Source organism: Polynucleobacter sp. MG-Unter2-18 (assembly GCF_018687675.1).
Taxonomy (GTDB): domain Bacteria; phylum Pseudomonadota; class Gammaproteobacteria; order Burkholderiales; family Burkholderiaceae; genus Polynucleobacter.
Genome location: NZ_CP061302.1, coordinates 1 through 19,711 on the forward strand (window position 1 = coordinate 1; position 19,711 = coordinate 19,711).

The following is a 19,711-nucleotide window of genomic DNA, read 5'->3' on the forward strand; positions in this document are numbered from 1 at the left end:
ATGAGCAACCTACAGAATCCTATTACTTTGAACTCACTTAGCCCTTTGGGGTTTTGGGATGGTGCGCTTGGCGCGCTTGCTCGCGAGCTTTCCCCCCAACAATTTAAAACCTGGATCCAGCCCTTGAGCTTGGTTTCTTTTGATGAAAGTGAGCAATCACTCATATTGGGAGCCCCAAACAGATTTAAGCTTGATTGGATTAAAAAAACTTTCTCTGACCGCCTTCAAGAGTTAGCTGATCAATATTTTGGTCGTCCAATCAACCTCAGTTTTGTGCTTAGTGTTGAAGGATCTGGCGCACAGACGGCGGGGATTACTCCAATCCAGAGGCCGCCCGAGCAGCAAGAGTTAGTTGTAGCTACAGACAGTAACTCGACAGAGGAACAAGCTTTTGAGATTGAAGACCACTCCAAGCTAAACCCCAATCTGACCTTTGATACTTTTGTAACTGGTAAAGCAAACCAGTTAGCTAGGGCTGCATCAATTCAGGTTGCTCATAATCCTGGCACCTCATACAACCCCATGTTTTTATATGGCGGCGTGGGCTTGGGTAAAACCCACCTGATTCATGCAATTGGAAATCATCTTTTAAAAGAAAAACCTAATGCTCGAATTCGGTACATTCACGCTGAACAATACGTTTCTGATGTGGTGCGAGCCTATCAACAAAAAGCATTTGATCGCTTTAAGCGCTACTACCACTCACTTGACCTGCTGTTAATTGACGATATTCAATTTTTTAGCGGTAAATCTAGAACCCAGGAAGAGTTTTTTTACGCCTTTGAGGCACTCTTAAGCAACAGGGCCCAGGTCATTATTACAAGCGATACTTACCCCAAAGAAATGGCTGGAATTGATGACCGCCTTATTTCTCGCTTTGATTCTGGCTTAACCGTAGCCATAGAGCCGCCAGAGCTAGAGATGCGCGTTGCCATTTTGATGAAAAAAGCTTTGAGTGAGGGCATCCCCATGAGTGAGGATGTGGCTTTTTTTGTAGCCAAACACCTTAGGTCTAATGTGCGAGAGTTAGAAGGGGCTTTAAGAAAAATTTTGGCATTTGTTCGCTTCCACGGTAAAGAAGTCACGATTGAGGTAGCCCGCGTGGCCCTAAAGGATCTCTTGTCCATACAAAACAGACAAATTTCAGTCGACAATATACAAAAGGCCGTGGCTGATTTTTATAGCATCAAGGTTGCTGATATGTACTCCAAAAAGCGCCCTGCAAACATTGCCCGCCCACGACAAATTGCCATGTTTATGGCAAAAGAGTTAACTCAGAAAAGCCTTCCGGAGATAGGTGAATTGTTTGGGGGGCGGGACCATACAACGGTTTTACATGCTGTGCGGAAGATTGGTGAAGAACGCTCGCATGATGGGCAACTTAATCACGAAATCCACGTTATTGAGCAAACCCTAAAATCTTAGTTTTTTACCTGTGGATAAGGTTGTGGATAGCTCAATGAATAAGTTTGGGGATTGCGTGTGGATAAATTGTGGAAAGATAGCGCTTCATGCAAAAATAGGGTGTTAATAAAAAGTTATCCAAGATTTATGCACGGTTTATACAAAAGTTTTCCACAGGTTTTTTTAGTTTCAATGGGTTGTTTTATATATAGTTTTTGACTTATCCACCGAAATAACAAGCCTTATTACTACTACTAATAAGATATATACAAGGATTTAAAAGCAATGCAACTCGTAAACACTTCAAGGGATAGTTTATTAAAACCACTTCAGGTTGTTAGTGGCATTGTTGAACGTCGACACACCCTGCCGATATTGGCAAACCTGCTTTTTAAGAAACAAGGCGACAAAGTCTCTTTTATATCAACGGATATAGAAATCCAAATCACCACGAATGCAAACTTTGGTGTAGGTGCTGAGGACGTTACTACGACTGTCGCGGCTAGGAAATTACTTGATATTTTGCGCGCTCTCCCAGACGGGCCAGTTGCTTTAAACCTTAAAGACAATAAGATGGTTGTACAAAGCGGTAAAAGCCGCTTTTCCTTACAAACCCTTTCTGCAACAGAGTTTCCCGTGATGCAAAGTGTTGGTGAAGTAACGGCTAGCTGGAAAATGACTCAAAAGAGTTTTCGCCAACTGGTTAGTCAAGTTCACTTCGCTATGGCGCAGCAGGATATTCGGTATTACCTTAATGGAATGCTATTGGTTGTTGAGGGTAAGCAAGTGATTGCTGTGGCAACCGATGGTCATCGTTTGGCCTATTCTCAAGTTGAATTAGCTGAGGCTCCAGTGGGTTCTGGACAAAGGCATGAAATCATCATTCCTCGTAAAACTATTCTTGAGTGTCAGCATCTACTAGAAGATTCTGAAGAGATGTTGGAGATGAGTCTCACATCTAACCAAGTGAAATTTACTTTTGGTGATATCGAGTTAATTTCAAAATTAGTTGAGGGTAAGTTCCCTGATTTTCAGCGAGTGATTCCTAAGGGCCATAAAAACTCGTTAGTTGTTGGGCGCGACGTTCTGCAATCTGCACTTCAACGTGCTGCAATTTTAACAACTGATAAATTTAAGGGTGTACGCTTTTCGTTGTCACCAAATCGAATCACCGTCCAATCAACTAATGCTGAGCAAGAAGAAGCTCAAGAAGAAATTGAAACTGAATACAGTGGTGATGTTGTTGAGATTGGCTTCAATGTAAGTTATTTATTAGATGTTTTATCAAACTTGAAAAATGAAAAGATGCAAATTAGTTTAGGTGATGCCAACAGTAGTGCGGTGATTACCTTGCCTGGTTCTGAAGACTTCAAGTATGTTGTGATGCCAATGCGTATTTAATTTAGAAAAAAATGACTGAAGAAAAAAAAGTAGTAGAGCAGTACGGTGCATCATCAATTCAAATCTTAGAGGGTCTTGAAGCTGTTCGTAAGCGTCCAGGAATGTACATCGGAGACACTTCTGATGGAACAGGTTTACATCATTTAGTCTTTGAGGTTCTAGATAATTCGATTGATGAAGCGCTTGCAGGTTATTGTTCTGAAATTACTGTTGTTATTCAAACCGACAATTCTATCTCTATAGTTGATAACGGACGCGGTGTTCCAACTGGAATTAAATACGATGACAAGCATGAGCCAAAAAGGAGTGCGGCCGAGATTGTAATGACGGAGTTGCATGCTGGTGGTAAGTTTGATCAAAATAGTTATAAGGTTTCTGGTGGTTTACATGGTGTTGGTGTTAGTTGTGTAAACGCGCTATCTAAATGGCTGAAACTCACCATTCGCCGCGATGGCAAAGCGCATTACATGGAGTTCGCGCGCGGTGTGATTCAGAATCGCAATGTTCAAGAGGAAAATGGCGTTGCTATATCGCCAATCACAATTACCGGCGACACAACCCTGTCTGGTACAGAGGTTCACTTTTTAGCGGATGAAACTATTTTCGGAAACGTCGAGTTTCATTATGAAATATTGGTTAAACGCATTCGTGAACTTTCGTTTTTAAATAACGGTGTTCACATTAAATTAATTGACCAACGTTCTGGTCAAGAAGAAGATTTTACTTTCTCTGGTGGCGTAAAAGGTTTTGTTGAGTACATCAATCAAACAAAAAATGTTTTACATCCCAACATTTTCTACGCCGAAGGTATTCGTCCTTCAGACTTAGGTGGCAACATTACCGCTGAAGTGTCAATGCAGTGGAATGATAGTTTCAGTGAGCAGGTTTTATGTTTCACCAACAACATTCCCCAGCGCGACGGTGGTACCCACTTAACAGGCTTGCGCGCGGCTATGACGCGCGTGATCAACAAATATATCGACGAGCATGAAGTTGCCAAAAAAGCTAAGGTAGAAATTTCTGGCGACGATATGCGCGAAGGCCTTGCCTGCGTGTTGTCTGTAAAAGTTCCAGAACCAAAGTTTTCAAGTCAAACAAAAGATAAGTTGGTTTCAAGTGAGGTACGTGGCCCAGTTGAAGAGATTGTTGCTGAAGCTTTGAGCGCTTATTTGCAGGAACGCCCGGCTGACGCCAAAATTTTGTGCGGAAAAATAGTAGATGCCGCGCGTGCCCGTGAAGCAGCCCGTAAGGCTCGCGATATGACGCGTCGCAAGGGTGTTTTAGATGGCTTAGGACTCCCAGGAAAATTAGCGGACTGCCAAGAAAAGGACCCCACTAAATCTGAGTTGTTTATTGTCGAGGGAGATTCCGCGGGCGGTTCTGCAAAGCAGGGTCGAGATCGTCGTTTCCAGGCAATTCTTCCGCTTAAGGGAAAAATTCTTAATGTGGAGAAGGCGCGCTTTGATAAGATGTTGGCAAGCCAAGAGGTGGTTACTCTCATCACCGTACTTGGAACCGGCATCGGCGCAGAAGAATATAAAGCAGACAAACTTCGTTACCACCGCATCATTATTATGACCGACGCGGATGTGGATGGAAGTCATATACGCACACTTTTACTCACCTTCTTCTATAGACAAATGCCCGAGTTAATTGAGCGTGGCCACATCTATATTGCTCAACCACCTTTATATAAAGTGAAGTTCGGCAAAAACGAGCAATACATTAAAGATGATGCCGAACTCAATCAATTACTCCTAAAGATTGCTCTTGAATCAGCATCACTTCAAACCCCCACAGGTGAAATCATTGAGGGCGCTGCATTAGGTGAGCTGGCTAAACACTACCAAGTGATTCAGTCTATTGTTGACCGCTTATCGCGCACTATTGATGAAGATGCTTTGCGCGCTATTGCTTCCGGCACTCAATTGAACCTGGATACAGAAAAGTCAGCCCAAGAATCTGCTGATCGTTTGCGTGTTGCGCTTGCTGAGTCATTAAATCCATTGGCGCTTCCACCCGAAATCATTGTCCAAAAAGAAGAGCGCACAGATCGCTACAAGCTGCTGTTATCTCGACGTATCCATGGCAACTTAAGGTTGTCGGCAATCAATTCTGATTTTGTTCATGGCGATGACTATCAAAGCCTATCCAATGCGGCGGCGGTTTTATCTGGCAAAGTGTTGCCCGGCTCGAAAGTGCGCCGCGGGGATCTAGAAAAAAATCAAAAGGAGCAGGCAATCCAAAACTTTAGAGCTGCCTTTGCATGGTTGCTTTCTGAGGCTGAGCGCGTTCTCAGTCGTCAACGCTATAAGGGTCTTGGTGAAATGAATCCTTCTCAGTTGTGGGAAACCACAATGGATGCCGGAGCACGCACCTTGCTTCAAGTCAAAATTGAAGATGCAATCGCTGCTGACCAGGTTTTTACCACCCTAATGGGTGATGAGGTGGAGCCACGCCGCGCCTTTATTGAGAAAAATGCCTTAATTGCGCGCAACCTGGATGTTTGATTTTAATGAGCAAAAAGAAATTAACCCCTCCAAAAATTGACCGTTCCCGAATTGTTGTTAAGTCCTCGCCGATTCATGGAAAGGGTGTTTTTGTTGCAAAGCCAATTAAAAAGGGTGATGCCATTATTGAATACAAAGGGGAGCGAATTAGTTGGAAGCTGGCAGAGAAGCGCCATCCACATGACCCCAAGGATCCGAACCACACTTTTTATTTTTCACTAGAAGATGGTCGTTGTATTGATGCGAAGTATGGTGGAAATGCTGCCCGCTGGATCAACCACTCTTGCAAGCCAATTTGTGAAACCCAAGAAGATAGCTTTGATGGTGAGCCTCGTGTATTTATCTATGCCAAAAGGGATCTTAAGGTGGGCGAGGAGCTTTTCTACGATTACTCCCTTGGGGTTGAGGGCCGCATTACCAAACAAATGAAAAAGGATTATGAGTGCCGTTGTGGCGCTAAAAAATGTCGAGGCACCATGCTGTCTCTTGATAAGAAGTAAGTTCTTTTCTCGACATGTTGTTTATTACTATTCAGGATTTAGAGGCTGCCATTAATTATTGGCGCAGCCAATCACCCGCAGTGGGGGAGGAGCTTCATTTATGCCCAGAAGCTGCCGCCCTTGCAAAACCATATGCCTTGATGATTGTTCAGGGCGCCCAAAGGATTCCTATCGAAGTTTTGGATGAGACGGCAAGGTTAGCAATCCAAAATTTTCTAAGTAACACCCGAGCGAATTAATCATTACACCCTCTACGTTTTTAGGGTTATTGCTGTATTGGTAAATCTTCTCTTAGGGTATTCTCAAACTCTTGCCTATAGATGGGTATAAGGATTTAGGTTTGCAAGAAACAATATTAAAAACAATTGGGCTTGGAAAGACGTTTAAAGGTTTTTCTGCGGTAAGTGATGTCAATTTAGATGTTGCTCGGGGAACTATTCACGCCCTTATTGGCCCCAATGGCGCCGGCAAAACAACCTGCTTTAACCTTCTCACAAAATTTTTGGAGCCCTCCAGTGGCCAGATTTTGTTTAATGGTCTCGACATCACGAAAGAGCGACCAGCTCAAATAGCACGCCGTGGCATTGTCCGCTCATTTCAGATTTCAGCTGTTTTTCCACACCTAACTGTTTTGGAGAATGTTCGTGTTGCACTGCAGCGAGGATTAGGCACCGAATTTCATTTTTGGAAGTCTGGAAGTTCGCTGAGCGTGCTTAATGAGCGCGCCGAACAGCTTTTGTGTGAGGTGGGTTTGGCGGACTTTGCTCACGAGGAAACCCTAAATTTGGCCTATGGTCGTAAAAGGGCTTTGGAAATTGCGACCACCATGGCAATGGAGCCTGAATTAATGTTGTTGGATGAGCCGACACAGGGTATGGGACACGAGGACGTAGAGCGCGTTACTGAGTTAATTGATCGGGTTGCCAAAGGCCGCACCATTTTGATGGTTGAGCACAATATGAAGGTGGTTTCCTCTATAGCAGATCGTATTACTGTGTTGCAGCGAGGTTCGGTGCTGGCTGAAGGCTCTTACCAAGAGGTTTCCAACAACCCTTTAGTGGTTGAGGCCTACATGGGAACCCATGGGGGTGATGGCGCATGAGCACGATGGCGCTGGAGGTTAAAAACCTTGAGTCTTGGTATGGTGAGTCCCATATTCTTCATGGTGTGAATTTTGCTGTTCGTGATGGTGAGGTGGTCACGCTTCTGGGCCGTAATGGCGCTGGTCGTAGCACCATCTTGAAAACCATTTTGGGTTTGACTAGCAAAAGAACAGGCTCGGTAGAAATTTATGGCAAGCAAACCATTGCGATGCCAACCTACAAAATTGCTCGTCTGGGTGTCGGTTTTTGTCCGGAAGAGCGCGGTATTTTTGCCAGCTTAAGTGCCGAGGAAAATTTGCTGCTCTTACCAGAGATTGCGTCTGGTGGCATGGGTTTGGACGAGATTTATGAAATGTTCCCCAATTTGTACGAGCGGCGCAATAGCCCTGGCACAAGACTGTCGGGTGGCGAGCAGCAAATGCTCGCAATGGCACGCATTCTGAGAACGGGCGCAAAACTATTATTGTTGGATGAAATCACCGAAGGCTTGGCGCCGGTGATTGTTCAAAAATTGGGTGAGGTAGTCACCAGCTTACGCAATAAAGGCTTCACTATTGTGTTGGTGGAGCAAAATTTCCGCTTTGCTGCCCCCTTGGCTGATCGGCATTATGTGGTGGAGCATGGCAACGTAGTTGAGGTTGTCAATCAAAATGAGCTTACGGAAAAAGCAAGTTTATTAAATGAGTATCTTGGTGTTTAGTAGTTATTTATAGGAGATATAAATGAAGTTAAAGCAAATTACGGCGTGTCTAGTGGCGGCAACCTTTTTTGGTTCAAACCCAGCATTCGCGCAAACATCTAAAGTGAGTGGCGATGTAATTAAGATTGGTGTGTTGACCGATCTCTCTTCAATCTATTCTGATTTGGCCGGTCCTGGCGCGGTGATTGCTGCAAAAATGGCGATCGCTGATTTTTCAAAGGATGGCACAGTCATTGGTAAGAAGATTGAATTACTTAGTGCTGACCATCAAAACAAAGCAGATATTGCTGCAAACAAAGCACGTGAGTGGTATGACAAAGATGGCGTGGACGTGATTGTTGAGTTGGTGTCTACCAACGTTGCCCTAGCGGTAATGGAAGTGGCGGAACAAAAGAACAAGATCACCTTGGTATCTGGCGCAGCTTCTTTGCCAATTACCAATGAAAAATGTACTGCTAATAACGTGCATTGGACCTATGACACTTACGCACTTTCAAACGGAACTGCCAAGGCTGTTGTAAAGCAGGGTAAAAAGAATTGGTATTTCCTTTCTGCTGACTATGCTTTCGGTGCTGCTTTGGAGAGAGACTCAACTAACGTTGTTGTTGCTAACGGCGGTAAGGTCTTGGGAACCAGTAAGCATCCATTCCCTAATAGCGACTTCTCTTCATACCTCTTAAAAGCTCAAGCCAGCGGCGCTGATGTAGTTGCTTTGGCAAATGCGGGTCAAGACACAATTAACTCTGTTAAGCAGGCCTCAGAGTTTGGCATCAATAAAAAGCAAACAGTTGTTCCTTTGTTAATGTTCATCTCCGACGTTCACTCTTTAGGTTTGAATGCCGCTCAAGGTATGTATTTAACCGAAGGCTTCTACTGGGATAAAGATGACAAGACACGTGCGTTTGCTAAGCGTTTTATTTTGCAACACAAGCGCATGCCGACTAGCGTTCAAGCCGGCGTCTACTCTTCAGTCCTTGCTTATTTAGCCGCAGTTCAAAAAGCGGGCACTGACGATACTCAAGCAGTAATGAAGGCTTTGAGATCTACCAATATTGATGATGGTTTGTTCAAAGGAAAAATCCGCGCTGATGGTAAGTTCGAGCATGATATGTACTTGCTAGAAGTCAAGAAGCCATCTGAATCCACTAGCCCTTGGGACTATTACAACGTTAAGGCTGTGATTCCAGCTGCCGAAGCAACACAACCACTTTCATTGTCACGATGCAAGTTGGTTACTAACAAGTAATTGGTTTTTTAACTAGCATGTTTGAACTTCTTGGAATCACCCCACAAGGGCTGGCTGCTCAGCTCTTAGTGGGGCTTATTAATGGCTCCTTCTATGCCATTTTGAGTTTGGGCCTAGCCATTATTTTTGGCTTACTCAACATCATCAATTTTTCGCATGGTGCTCAGTACACCATGGGGGCTTTTATTGCTTGGATTGGCTTGACTCAGGTTGGCCAATGGTTTGGATTTCCTGACTTCTCAATTAATTATTGGTTTGCATTAATTTTGGTGCCTTTGGTAATGGCAGGCTTTGGTTTAATTCTTGAGCGCACAATGCTCAAGCGCCTATATCACCTTGATCACCTTTATGGCCTGCTATTAACTTTTGGATTTGCTTTGATTATTGAGGGCATGTTCCGCCATTGGTATGGAATTTCTGGCGAGAGTTATCCGGCCCCCGAACTATTACAAGGCGTTATTCCATTAGAGTCGATTGGCATTATTTTGCCCAAATATCGTTTGTGGGTAGTAGTTGCCTCTTTAGTGGTTTGTTTCTCCACTTGGTATGTAATTGAGAGAACGAAGTTAGGCTCTTATCTCCGAGCTGGAACTGAAAACCCAAAACTACTTCAGGCGTTCGGCATCAACGTCCCTTTGATGATTTCTTTGGCTTATGCCTATGGCGTTGGTTTGGCTGGTTTTGCCGGTGTTTTGGCCGCACCTATTTTTCAAGTCAACCCACTGATGGGTTCGAATCTAATCATTGTGGTTTTTGCAGTTGTTGTGATTGGTGGCATGGGCTCCATCATGGGCTCTATCTTGACCGGCCTTGCTTTAGGTTTGATTGAGGGTTTAACCAAAGTGTTTTATCCAGAAGCATCTGGTGTGGTTATTTTTGTGATCATGGCAATTGTGTTGCTCATTCGTCCTGCTGGACTTTTCGGCCGGGAGAAATAAGTGAGCTCAAAAATAAAATTGCTTTATGGCATTTTGGTTTTAATTGCCCTGCTGTTGCCTTTTCAGGACTTTATCTATTTAGTGTTTGCAATGAAGGTGTTGTGCTTCGCCCTTTTTGCCTGCGCCTTTAATTTGTTACTGGGCTTTACTGGACTTCTTTCTTTTGGGCACGCGGCATTTTTTGGAACCTCCGCCTATATCACTGCCTATCTTTGCAAAGAGGCTGGCTTGTCTCCTGAGTTCGGAATTGTCTTGGGTGTCTTGGGCTCTGGCTTTTTAGGATTTTTGATTGGCTCTTTGGCAATTCGTCGGCAAGGCATTTATTTTGCGATGGTGACATTGGCGCTTTCCCAAATGGTTTACTTTTTGGCGGTACAACTTCCATTCACTGGCGGCGAGGACGGCATTCAAGGGGTACCACGCGGCATGTTGTTTGGTTTGATTGATTTAAAAGATGACGTCAGCATGTATTACTTTGTGCTGGCTATTTTCTTGCTTGGATTTGCGCTGATCGTTCGCACCGTGCACTCCCCTTTTGGCCAGGTTTTAAAAGCCATTCGCGAAAATGAACCTCGTGCAGTTTCTTTGGGTTATGACGTTGATCGCTTCAAACTGATCTCTTTTGTAATTTCCGCTGCACTCGCAGGTCTTGCAGGTTCTTTGAAAACTTTAGTCTTTCAGTTGGCAACATTGACTGACGTACATTGGCATATGTCAGGCGAAGTTGTTTTAATGACCCTGTTGGGTGGCATGGGAACCATTCTTGGTCCAGTGGTCGGCGCTGGCATTGTGGTCGGCTTGCAAAATTATTTAGCCAATATTGGATCTTGGAGCACCATTGCAACTGGATTTATTTTTGTTGTTTGTGTTTTGGCTTTTCGTCGAGGCGTTGTTGGTGAAATTACTCACTTTTTTAAGAACAAGAATTAAATTCTTTTCTATTAATTAGGTTTTAGTACGGCGCTTTGGCGCCGTACTCATTTAAGATCCCCCGCTTTCTGCTTAAAGTAAGACGCCAGCAAGAGTGTTTAGTGTTTTGTTTCAGCCTGTAAAAATATTCAATTAAATCAATCGCTTACAAAATACTGATTATGTGCTTAATACCTTAGGCATAGATTTGTTTCACGTGAAACCAACAAAATGCTATGATCATCGCCCTATCTGAGGCAAATTATGCGTTATTCAAAGAACTTCGATGTCATTGTGGTTGGCGGCGGTCATGCCGGTACAGAGGCTGCCCTTGCGTCTGCACGCATGGGATGCGACACCCTACTTGTAACGCATAGTATTGAGAGTTTGGGCGCCATGAGCTGCAACCCATCAATCGGTGGAATTGGTAAAGGTCATTTAGTCAAAGAGATTGATGCAATGGGTGGTGCTATGGCAGCAGCTACCGATGAGGCTGGCATTCAGTTTCGGATATTAAACTCAAGTAAAGGCCCTGCCGTTCGTGCAACTCGTGCACAGGGTGACCGGGTCTTATATAAAGCGGCGATTCGTCGCCGTCTTGAGAACCAAGAAAACCTGACCCTTTTCCAAGCCGCTGTAGATGATTTACTGGTCCAGGGTGATGAGGTTCAAGGTGTAGTTACGCAAATGGGGTTGAAGTTTATGGCCAAGAAGGTGGTGCTAACTGCCGGCACATTCTTGGACGGGAAAATCCACGTAGGCTTAAATAACTATGCTGGTGGACGGGCCGGCGATCCGGCGGCGACATCCTTGTCTTCCAGGCTGAAAGAATTGAAGCTCCCTCAGGGCCGCTTAAAAACCGGTACCCCACCGAGGATTGATGGACGCACTATTGATTTCTCGGTAATGTTGGAGCAGCCCGGAGATTTGGATCCAGTCCCCGTTTTCTCCTACTTGGGTCGACCTGAGCAGCACCCCAAGCAGGTCCCCTGCTGGATTTCTCATACAAATGAACAAACGCACGACATTATTCGGGGTGGTTTAGATCGTTCCCCGATGTATACCGGTGTTATTGAGGGGGTTGGACCACGCTATTGCCCCTCTATTGAGGATAAGATCCATCGTTTTGCTTCCAGAAATAGCCACCAAATCTTTTTAGAGCCTGAGGGTCTAACAACAAATGAGTTTTACCCCAATGGCATTTCTACTAGCTTGCCGTTTGATGTTCAGTGGGATTTGGTGCGCAGTATTCGTGGCCTAGAGTCTGCAGTAATTGTGCGCCCTGGATATGCTATTGAGTACGACTTCTTTGACCCACGCCATTTACGCCACAGCCTAGAGACTAAAGCAATTGCAGGCCTATACTTTGCCGGCCAGATCAATGGCACAACAGGCTATGAGGAGGCTGCTGCCCAAGGCATGCTTGCGGGTATCAACGCCGGTCTAGCGGCGCAGGGTAAAGAGCCTTGGTTGCCCAAGCGCAGCGAGTCTTACATCGGTGTTTTGGTCGATGACCTCATTACCTTGGGTGTCCAAGAGCCGTACCGCATGTTTACTAGCCGAGCGGAATATCGTCTGAGTTTGCGCGAGGATAATGCGGATCTCCGACTTACTACTATTGGTCGTGAACTAGGTTTAGTGGATGATTACCGCTGGAATACGTTTTGCAGGAAACAAGAAGCTGTTTCACGTGAAACATCTCGTTTGCGGGAAATTTGGATTGGCCCAAAACATGGATCAGCAAATGCTGTTTCTGAACTTTTAGGCCAAGATTTGTCGCACGAGTGTAGCTTGGCCGACCTTCTAAGGCGCCCAGGCATTACATATGAGGCAGTTATGGGCTTGGCCGAAGGCCTTTGGTCGCCAGGAACCCTGGATGACGATTTAGGTCTGGCACAGCAAATCAGCGACCAGGTTGAAATTTCTATTAAATATCAGGGTTATATCGAGAGACAGGCTGTGGAGATTGCTCGGCAAGAGCATAACGAGACTTTTCCGCTGCCTGAGGCTTTGGATTACACCCAAGTGCTTGGCTTATCCAAAGAGGTGCAGCAAAAACTCAATCTGCATAAGCCAGGCACCCTGGGTCAGGCCGGTAGAATATCTGGCGTCACACCTGCGGCCCTCTCTTTATTGTTAGTACACCTTAAAAAGGGCTTAGGCCGCATCCAAGAAGAAGCCCATGAGTAATGATTTGGTTTCTTTGGGGATTGAGAGTTTAGGCCTCAATCTCACCTCTACCAACATTGCTGACTTAGAGCTTTTCTTGCAAGAAATGGGTCGCTGGAACCAAGTGCATAACTTGACTGCTATTGAGGGTGATAAGAACTCGGTCCGACTGCATCTTATTGATTCTATTACAGTTTTACCAGTAATGCGCCGATTTCTGGGGTTGCCAAATCCCAAAATTGCTGACCTTGGGTCGGGCGGTGGCTTGCCTGCAATCCCGATTGCCATCTTGCAGTCTGAGTGGCATTTGACCTTGATTGAGGCTATTCGTAAAAAGACTGCATTTTTGCAGCATGTGCGTGGAAAGTTAGGATTAAAGAACATCCAAGTCTTAAGCGAGCGCGTTGAAGCTGTTGCCAAAGCTCAGCCGGGTCAGTTTGATGCGGTCATTTCTAGGGCATTTACCAATCTCGCCCATTTTTTAGAGTTGTCTTTGCCCCTGCTCAATCCAAATGGCCTCGTATTTGCCATGAAGGCTAAGCGAGCGGATCAAGAGTTGCAGGAGGTTTGTATGAATGATTGGCGCTTAATAGCCGATGAGCCCCTAGAGATCCCAAATTTAGCGGTGGAGCGCCGACTTTTGGTCCTATCACCCGTGAGAAAATTACCCCTTTAAAGCATCACATTTTTAAGAAAAATTATGGCCAAAATATTCTGTATTGCAAATCAAAAAGGTGGGGTCGGCAAAACCACTACCGCTGTTAATTTGGCCGCCGGTTTAGCTGGACATAAGCAACGTGTTTTATTGGTGGATTTAGATCCACAAGGCAATGCGACGATGGGTTCAGGAGTTGAAAAAGCAGACCTCAGTAGCACTGTGTATCAAGTATTGATTGGTCTCTCGACGGTGAAGGAATCTGCAGTACGTTGCGAGAGCTCGGGGTACGATGTGTTGCCAGCAAATCGTGATTTGGCCGGCGCAGAAATTGAGTTGGTAGATTTAGATTCGCGCGAACAAAGATTGAAAGATGCGCTTGCTCTTGTTGCGAATGACTATGACTTTATTTTGATTGACTGCCCCCCTGCACTATCTTTGTTAACGCTCAATGGATTGTGTGCAGCGAATGGTGTGATCGTACCAATGCAGTGTGAATACTTTGCATTGGAAGGCTTGTCAGATTTAGTAAACACAATCAAGCAAGTTCATGCAAACTTAAATCCTGATTTGGTGATCATCGGCTTATTGCGTGTGATGTTTGATCCGCGCATGACTTTGCAACAACAGGTTTCCGACCAACTGCTTGAGCACTTTGGCGATAAAGTATTTAAGAGCATTATTCCCCGCAACGTCCGCCTAGCTGAAGCCCCATCCTACGGGCTTCCTGGGGTGGCGTTTGATAGATCATCGCGTGGCGCAAAAGCTTATTTGGAGTTCGGCGCCGAGATGATTGAGCGCATTAAGCAAATGTAAATCCTAGGAACAATAAAAATATCATGGTTGCAATTAAGAAAAAAGGTTTGGGTCGTGGCTTAGAGGCGCTCCTCGGTGATAAAGCACAAAAAGAAACCACGGCTGAAATTAATCGTTTGCCATTAAGTGCATTACAGGCCGGTAAATATCAGCCGCGGCAAAAAATGGAAGCGGGTGCATTACAAGAATTGGCCGAAAGTATTCGTGAGCAGGGTGTGATGCAACCGTTATTAGTGCGTTTGGTTGCGCCTGGTAAATACGAAATTATTGCTGGTGAACGTCGCTTTCGTGCGGCAACTTTGGCTGGCTTAAAAGAGGTGCCTGTATTAGTTTCTGGGGCAAATGATCAAGCTGCTGCTGCAATGGCTTTAGTTGAGAATATGCAGCGTGAAGATCTCAATCCGCTAGAAGAGTCTCAGGGCCTGGCCAGGCTGATTGAAGAGTTTGGTTTTACGCATGAGCAAGCGGCAAAAGCAGTGGGTAAGTCACGAAGCGCCGTGAGCAATTTATTGCGTTTGAATCAATTGGCAAAACCAGTACAAGCCATGCTTTTGGCGGGCGATATTGACATGGGTCACGCCCGCGCTTTATTACCTTTACCAGGCGCAAGCCAAGTTGCTTTGGCGCAAAGAATTGCCGCCCAGGGACTCTCCGTTCGTGAGGCTGAAAGAATGGCTACCGCCCTAGCGCTTGCTGGGGGTCAAATTGGCGACAAAAAAGCCAAAACCAAAGCGGAGGGCGGTACACCAAGCCGTGATCCAGATATGCGTCGCTTAACTCAAGAAATCGCTGATTTAATAGGCTTAAATGCAGAATTTAAGTTTAAGGGCAAAGGTGGTGAGCTCAGAATCCGCTTTAGCCAATTTGATGAGCTGGATTCTTTGTTAAAAAAGCTGGGCGTCGAGGCTTAAAAGTCTTCAAAAATGACCCCAAAACATTTGACCTATTGCAGTGCACACATTAAACTCACGGGGCTAAATTGATTCCTCAAAAAAATCGATTTTCCGAGGCGGATGACTGGGATGAGCCCGAAGAAGAAGCATATCGGGTTTTAAGTAAAGAGGAGATGAGAGCGCTGCAAGCAAGCAATGCTCTTAAAAACCCCCCTCTGTCGCCATGGAAGATTTTGGCTGCGCAAGTAGTGCTTACTGCGTTTAGCATGGTGTTTTGGTCTTTTTTTGGAGACCCGATTGGGATAAACCTTTATACTCAATCGGCATTTTTAGGTGGTTTAACAAGCGTCTTGCCCTCAACCCTGTTTTTAATCAGGCTGGAATTGGCAAAAAAAACGCAAGTGTTAAATCCAGGGAATTATTTGGCAGCATTGGTGTCGGGCGAATTTATCAAAATCGTCGTTACTTTGATGCTGTTTTTAGGGATTGCATATTGGGTCTCGGGCGTATTTTGGGTCCCCTTATTGGTGACTTATGTGCTTGCCCTTAAGTGTGTTTGGCTAGCGTGGTTGTGGCGCTAATAGTAATAAACGAGATTGAACCAAAGGACTAGTTAAGAGATGTCTAGCGAAGTAAACAAAGCCCAAGCGGCAGCCGAGCAAATGACGCCAACAGCGTACATCTCCGAGCATTTACAAAACCTTAACAATATTGGGTCTGCCCAGACCTCGATCATTGACTTCAGTGTTATCAATTTAGATACTGTTTTTTGGGCTTCCTTGATGGGCTTGCTTACAGTATTTATTTTGTTGATCGCGGCGCGCCGTGCAACCCCAGGTGTACCCGGTCGCTTCCAATGTTTTATTGAAATGATTGTGGAGATGGCTGAGACGCAATCTAAAAGCATTGTTCATGGCGATCGCTCTTACATTGCGCCCCTTGCCTTATTTGTATTTTTTTGGATCATCCTCTTAAACACGCTCGATTTGATTCCAGTAGATTGGGTGTTGGGCGTCAATCATTTCATCGAAAGTTTTGGTGTCCATGTTCCGCACCACAAGGTTGTTCCTACAACTGACCTCAATGCGACCATGGGCATGTCAATGTCCGTCTTGCTTTTGGTTTTCTTCTATAGCTTCAAAGTAAAAGGTTTTGGCGGCTTCTTGCATGAGCTCATTTCTGCTCCGTTTGGTGCGAAGTGGTACTTGGCCCCTTTTAACCTCGCTTTGAACATCATTGAATATCTTGCTAAAGGTGTTTCATTAGGAATGCGACTGTTCGGCAACATGTATGCCGGCGAACTAGTTTTCTTATTAATCGCATTGCTAGGCAGCGTGTGGACATTTAATTTAGATTTATCCCTGTTCGGATTGGTGGGCCATGTTATTGCTGGATCAGCTTGGGCCATCTTCCACATTTTAGTTATTTTGTTGCAAGCCTTTATTTTCATGATGTTGACTTTGGTCTACATCGGGCAAGCGCATAGCCACCATTAAGATTTTTATTTTTAACTTATCTCTTTAACTTCAGGAGTCAGCAACATGCAACAATTTCTCGCAAATATTCAAGGTTTCACAGCAATCGCTATCGGCATCATCATCGGCCTCGGCGCGATCGGTGCTTGTTTAGGTATTGCATTGATGGGTGGTAAGTACATCGAAGCATGTGCACGTCAACCAGAATTGATGGAGCCACTCCAAACTAAGATGTTCCTATTAGCTGGTTTGATCGACGCTGCGTTTTTGATCGGCGTTGGTGTTGCAATGTTGTTTGCTTTCGCAAACCCACTGCTCGCAGTTATTAAGTAATTGTTTTGGCGTGGATGACCACCGGGTCATCCAACCGTTCTCAACAATACTGAAAGGAATATCGTGAATCTGAACGCGACCCTATTCGCGCAAATGATCGTTTTCTTCGTCTTATGGTGGGTTGTTGCACGCTTTGTGTGGCCACCGCTAGTTAAGGCGTTAGATGAGCGTTCAAGCAAAATTGCTGACGGCTTAGCTGCTGCCGAGCGCGGTAAAGAAGCACTCGCATTAGCAAGCAATGAAGCAGAGCAAGAACTAAATAAAGCACGCCAAGAAGGTGTACAGCGTGTTGCAGAAGCAGAAAAACGTGCGCAAATGTCCGCTGAAGAAATTCGCGCAAATGCACAAGCTGAAGCAGCTCGCATTATTTCTCAAGCTAAGCAAGATGCAGATCAACAAGTAACTCGTGCTCGTGAAGTATTGCGCGCTGAAGTGGCGGTGTTGGCTGTTAAAGGTGCAGAGCAAATTTTGCGTCGTGAAGTAGACGCAAAAGCCCACAGCACATTGCTTGATCAACTAAAGGCAGAACTTTGATATGGCTGAACTAGCCACGATTGCACGCCCTTATGCTGAAGCACTTTTTCAGAGTGCCAAGCCTGCTGAGTTTGCTACCTGTTTGGAGCAGTTGAATGAATTGGCGCAGCTTGCTGCATTGCCAGAAGTTGCTGCTTTATCAAACAATCCAAAAGTATCTGCAGATGATTTAAGCAAATTGCTTTCTGGCATGGTGAAGACTAAGCTAGATGGCAAGATTTCTAGCTTTTTGAGTTTGTTAAATCAAAACCATCGCTTGTCTGCCATTCCTGAAATTGCTAGTCAATTTGAAGCAATGAAGAATCAGAGCGAAGGTGCAGCAGAAGTAATGATTACTAGCGCGTTCCCATTGGAGGGTTCTGCGTTAAATGATTTGTTGTCAAGTTTAAAGAAGCGCTTTGGGGGCAAAGAATTGCGCCCAACTATCCAAGTAGATCCAGAATTGATTGGCGGAGTTCGCATTCAAGTTGGAGATGAGGTAATGGATAGTTCAGTTAAGGCACGGCTAGCTCAAATGCAAGCAAGTCTTGGCGCATAAGTTATCCCTATTAAGAACATACGAAATAAGACCCAGGAGTAAGTAATGCAACTCAACCCTTCCGAGATCAGCGAACTGATCAAAAGCCGAATTAGCGAAATGGGTGTTGATTCCCAACTTCGCAACGAAGGCACTGTAATTTCAGTGACCGACGGTATTTGCCGCGTACATGGCTTGTCTGGTGTTATGCAGGGCGAGATGTTGGAGTTCCCAAACAATACTATCGGCCTCGCCTTGAACCTTGAGCGTGATTCAGTTGGTGCTGTGGTGCTGGGTGAATACACCCACATTAAAGAAGGCGACCCAGTCAAATGTACTGGTCGTATTTTGGAAGTTCCAGTTGGACCAGAGTTGCTCGGCCGCGTTGTAAACGCACTCGGTCAGCCGATTGATGGCAAAGGCCCAATCAATACTAAGCTAACGGACTTTATCGAAAAAGTTGCACCTGGCGTTATTGCTCGCCAATCCGTTAGCCAGCCAGTTCAAACTGGCTTGAAGGCGATTGATGCAATGGTTCCAATTGGCCGCGGTCAGCGCGAGTTGATCATTGGTGACCGTCAAACAGGTAAGACAGCAGTTGCAGTTGACGCAATCATTAACCAAAAAGGTAAAGGCGTTTATTGCGTTTACGTGGCGATTGGTCAAAAAGCTTCTACGATTGCTAACGTGGTTCGCAAGCTCACGGAGCTAGGCGCAATGGAATACACAGTAGTTGTCGCAGCAAGTGCTTCTGAGTCTGCAGCGATGCAGTATCTGTCAGCGTATGCTGGTTGCACAATGGGCGAATACTTCCGCGACCGTGGCGAAGATGCATTGATCGTTTATGACGATTTAACAAAACAAGCGGTTGCATACCGTCAGATTTCCTTGCTTTTGCGTCGCCCACCAGGCCGCGAAGCTTACCCTGGCGATGTGTTCTATCTCCACTCACGTTTGCTTGAGCGCGCTGCTCGTGTAAACGCTGAATACGTTGAGAAATTTACAAATGGTTCGGTAAAAGGTAAGACAGGCTCTTTGACTGCATTGCCAATTATTGAAACTCAAGCTGGTGACGTTTCTGCATTCGTTCCAACCAACGTGATTTCGATTACTGACGGCCAGATCTTCTTGGAAACGGACTTGTTTAACGCTGGTGTACGTCCTGCGATTAACGCCGGTATTTCTGTGTCACGTGTTGGTGGTGCAGCGCAAACTAAAGTGATTAAGAAATTGTCTGGCGGTATTCGTACCGACTTAGCGCAGTATCGTGAATTAGCAGCATTTGCGCAGTTTGCTTCTGATCTTGATGATGCAACACGTAAGCAACTCGAGCGCGGTAAGCGCGTGACCGAGCTGTGTAAACAGGCGCAGTACAAGCCTTTGCAGGTTTGGGAAATGGCCGCCTCACTTTATGCCATGAATAACGGTTACTTCGATGATCTTGAAGTAAAGCATGTATTGGCATTTGAAAAAGGCTTACAAGATCATTTGAAATCAAAATACGCTGATTTAGTTGGTCGTATTGAAGAGACCAAAGACTTAAGCAAAGATGATGAAGCTGCTTTGCGTGCCGCAATTGAGGATTACAAGCGTTCAGCCTCTTTCTAA

General features: G+C 45.2%; 20 protein-coding genes. All 20 read left to right on the forward strand.

The features are described 5' to 3' along the window. The 20 genes from dnaA (at nt 1) to atpA (ending at nt 19,711) form a co-directional block, all read left to right on the forward strand. The gene (dnaA, locus tag C2759_RS00005) at nt 1-1,425 is read left to right on the forward strand and encodes a chromosomal replication initiator protein DnaA (protein WP_215355325.1); all 1,425 of its coding nucleotides are present in this window, start codon (nt 1-3) and stop codon (nt 1,423-1,425) included. Between the two features lie 264 nt (nt 1,426-1,689). Beyond that, nucleotides 1,690-2,805: a DNA polymerase III subunit beta gene (dnaN, locus tag C2759_RS00010; RefSeq protein ID WP_215355327.1), complete on the forward strand. Its 1,116-nt coding sequence runs from the start codon at nt 1,690-1,692 to the stop codon at nt 2,803-2,805. A gap of 11 nt (nt 2,806-2,816) precedes the next feature. After that, entirely contained in the window at nt 2,817-5,315 is a 2,499-nt protein-coding gene (gene gyrB / locus C2759_RS00015) for a DNA topoisomerase (ATP-hydrolyzing) subunit B (RefSeq protein ID WP_215355329.1), read from the forward strand. A 5-nt stretch (nt 5,316-5,320) separates the two neighbouring features. Beyond that, the gene (locus tag C2759_RS00020; protein ID WP_215355331.1) at nt 5,321-5,815 is read left to right on the forward strand and encodes an SET domain-containing protein; all 495 of its coding nucleotides are present in this window, start codon (nt 5,321-5,323) and stop codon (nt 5,813-5,815) included. 14 nt (nt 5,816-5,829) lie between these two features. Further along, nucleotides 5,830-6,054 carry a DUF3717 domain-containing protein gene (locus C2759_RS00025; RefSeq protein ID WP_215355333.1) on the forward strand — a complete coding sequence of 75 codons (225 nt, stop codon included), beginning with the start codon at nt 5,830-5,832 and terminating at the stop codon, nt 6,052-6,054. Nucleotides 6,055-6,155: 101 nt separating this feature from the next. Beyond that, the gene (locus tag C2759_RS00030; RefSeq protein WP_215355335.1) at nt 6,156-6,917 is read left to right on the forward strand and encodes an ABC transporter ATP-binding protein; all 762 of its coding nucleotides are present in this window, start codon (nt 6,156-6,158) and stop codon (nt 6,915-6,917) included. Then, complete coding sequence (locus C2759_RS00035) at nt 6,914-7,618, forward strand: ABC transporter ATP-binding protein (protein ID WP_215355337.1); 705 nt, start codon at nt 6,914-6,916, stop codon at nt 7,616-7,618. Before C2759_RS00030 ends, C2759_RS00035 begins: the two co-directional genes overlap by 4 nt. A gap of 22 nt (nt 7,619-7,640) precedes the next feature. Continuing rightward, nucleotides 7,641-8,864, forward strand: a complete 1,224-nt coding sequence (locus tag C2759_RS00040) for an ABC transporter substrate-binding protein (RefSeq protein ID WP_215355339.1) — start codon at nt 7,641-7,643, stop codon at nt 8,862-8,864. Nucleotides 8,865-8,881: 17 nt separating this feature from the next. Then, nucleotides 8,882-9,802: a branched-chain amino acid ABC transporter permease gene (locus tag C2759_RS00045; RefSeq protein ID WP_215355340.1), complete on the forward strand. Its 921-nt coding sequence runs from the start codon at nt 8,882-8,884 to the stop codon at nt 9,800-9,802. Further along, nucleotides 9,803-10,732 carry a branched-chain amino acid ABC transporter permease gene (locus C2759_RS00050; RefSeq protein WP_215355343.1) on the forward strand — a complete coding sequence of 310 codons (930 nt, stop codon included), beginning with the start codon at nt 9,803-9,805 and terminating at the stop codon, nt 10,730-10,732. 243 nt (nt 10,733-10,975) lie between these two features. Then, nucleotides 10,976-12,901, forward strand: coding sequence for a tRNA uridine-5-carboxymethylaminomethyl(34) synthesis enzyme MnmG (gene mnmG / locus C2759_RS00055; RefSeq protein ID WP_215355345.1), 1,926 nt, complete (start codon nt 10,976-10,978; stop codon nt 12,899-12,901). Continuing rightward, on the forward strand, nt 12,894-13,556 hold the full coding sequence (gene rsmG, locus C2759_RS00060; protein WP_215355347.1) for a 16S rRNA (guanine(527)-N(7))-methyltransferase RsmG: 663 nt from the start codon (nt 12,894-12,896) through the stop codon (nt 13,554-13,556). Before mnmG ends, rsmG begins: the two co-directional genes overlap by 8 nt. A 24-nt stretch (nt 13,557-13,580) precedes the next feature. Beyond that, nucleotides 13,581-14,351 carry a ParA family protein gene (locus tag C2759_RS00065; protein ID WP_215355349.1) on the forward strand — a complete coding sequence of 257 codons (771 nt, stop codon included), beginning with the start codon at nt 13,581-13,583 and terminating at the stop codon, nt 14,349-14,351. 20 nt (nt 14,352-14,371) lie between these two features. Beyond that, entirely contained in the window at nt 14,372-15,262 is an 891-nt protein-coding gene (locus C2759_RS00070; RefSeq protein WP_371816925.1) for a ParB/RepB/Spo0J family partition protein, read from the forward strand. Between the two features lie 68 nt (nt 15,263-15,330). Then, nucleotides 15,331-15,825, forward strand: coding sequence for an ATP synthase subunit I (locus tag C2759_RS00075; RefSeq protein ID WP_215355352.1), 495 nt, complete (start codon nt 15,331-15,333; stop codon nt 15,823-15,825). A 39-nt stretch (nt 15,826-15,864) separates the two neighbouring features. Further along, nucleotides 15,865-16,740: a F0F1 ATP synthase subunit A gene (gene atpB / locus C2759_RS00080; protein WP_215355354.1), complete on the forward strand. Its 876-nt coding sequence runs from the start codon at nt 15,865-15,867 to the stop codon at nt 16,738-16,740. 45 nt (nt 16,741-16,785) lie between these two features. Further along, nucleotides 16,786-17,052 (forward strand): F0F1 ATP synthase subunit C, encoded by a 267-nt coding sequence (gene atpE, locus C2759_RS00085; RefSeq protein ID WP_012357116.1) that lies wholly within the window; start codon nt 16,786-16,788, stop codon nt 17,050-17,052. Nucleotides 17,053-17,115: 63 nt separating this feature from the next. Then, the gene (locus C2759_RS00090) at nt 17,116-17,586 is read left to right on the forward strand and encodes a F0F1 ATP synthase subunit B (protein ID WP_215355356.1); all 471 of its coding nucleotides are present in this window, start codon (nt 17,116-17,118) and stop codon (nt 17,584-17,586) included. A gap of 1 nt (nt 17,587) precedes the next feature. Continuing rightward, nucleotides 17,588-18,124, forward strand: coding sequence for a F0F1 ATP synthase subunit delta (locus tag C2759_RS00095; protein ID WP_215355358.1), 537 nt, complete (start codon nt 17,588-17,590; stop codon nt 18,122-18,124). Between the two features lie 45 nt (nt 18,125-18,169). Next, nucleotides 18,170-19,711, forward strand: coding sequence for a F0F1 ATP synthase subunit alpha (gene atpA, locus C2759_RS00100; RefSeq protein WP_173959364.1), 1,542 nt, complete (start codon nt 18,170-18,172; stop codon nt 19,709-19,711).

Bases quoted from the DNA above. Each gene is read 5' to 3' on its own strand.
- dnaA (WP_215355325.1), top strand. From the start codon at position 1: ATGAGCAACCTACAGAATCCTATTACTTTGAACTCACTTAGCCCTTTG.
- dnaN (WP_215355327.1), top strand. From the start codon at position 1,690: ATGCAACTCGTAAACACTTCAAGGGATAGTTTATTAAAACCACTTCAG.
- gyrB (WP_215355329.1), top strand. From the start codon at position 2,817: ATGACTGAAGAAAAAAAAGTAGTAGAGCAGTACGGTGCATCATCAATT.
- C2759_RS00020 (WP_215355331.1), top strand. From the start codon at position 5,321: ATGAGCAAAAAGAAATTAACCCCTCCAAAAATTGACCGTTCCCGAATT.
- C2759_RS00025 (WP_215355333.1), top strand. From the start codon at position 5,830: ATGTTGTTTATTACTATTCAGGATTTAGAGGCTGCCATTAATTATTGG.
- C2759_RS00035 (WP_215355337.1), top strand. From the start codon at position 6,914: ATGAGCACGATGGCGCTGGAGGTTAAAAACCTTGAGTCTTGGTATGGT.
- C2759_RS00040 (WP_215355339.1), top strand. From the start codon at position 7,641: ATGAAGTTAAAGCAAATTACGGCGTGTCTAGTGGCGGCAACCTTTTTT.
- C2759_RS00045 (WP_215355340.1), top strand. From the start codon at position 8,882: ATGTTTGAACTTCTTGGAATCACCCCACAAGGGCTGGCTGCTCAGCTC.
- mnmG (WP_215355345.1), top strand. From the start codon at position 10,976: ATGCGTTATTCAAAGAACTTCGATGTCATTGTGGTTGGCGGCGGTCAT.
- rsmG (WP_215355347.1), top strand. From the start codon at position 12,894: ATGAGTAATGATTTGGTTTCTTTGGGGATTGAGAGTTTAGGCCTCAAT.
- C2759_RS00065 (WP_215355349.1), top strand. From the start codon at position 13,581: ATGGCCAAAATATTCTGTATTGCAAATCAAAAAGGTGGGGTCGGCAAA.
- atpB (WP_215355354.1), top strand. From the start codon at position 15,865: ATGTCTAGCGAAGTAAACAAAGCCCAAGCGGCAGCCGAGCAAATGACG.
- atpE (WP_012357116.1), top strand. From the start codon at position 16,786: ATGCAACAATTTCTCGCAAATATTCAAGGTTTCACAGCAATCGCTATC.
- C2759_RS00095 (WP_215355358.1), top strand. From the start codon at position 17,588: ATGGCTGAACTAGCCACGATTGCACGCCCTTATGCTGAAGCACTTTTT.
- atpA (WP_173959364.1), top strand. From the start codon at position 18,170: ATGCAACTCAACCCTTCCGAGATCAGCGAACTGATCAAAAGCCGAATT.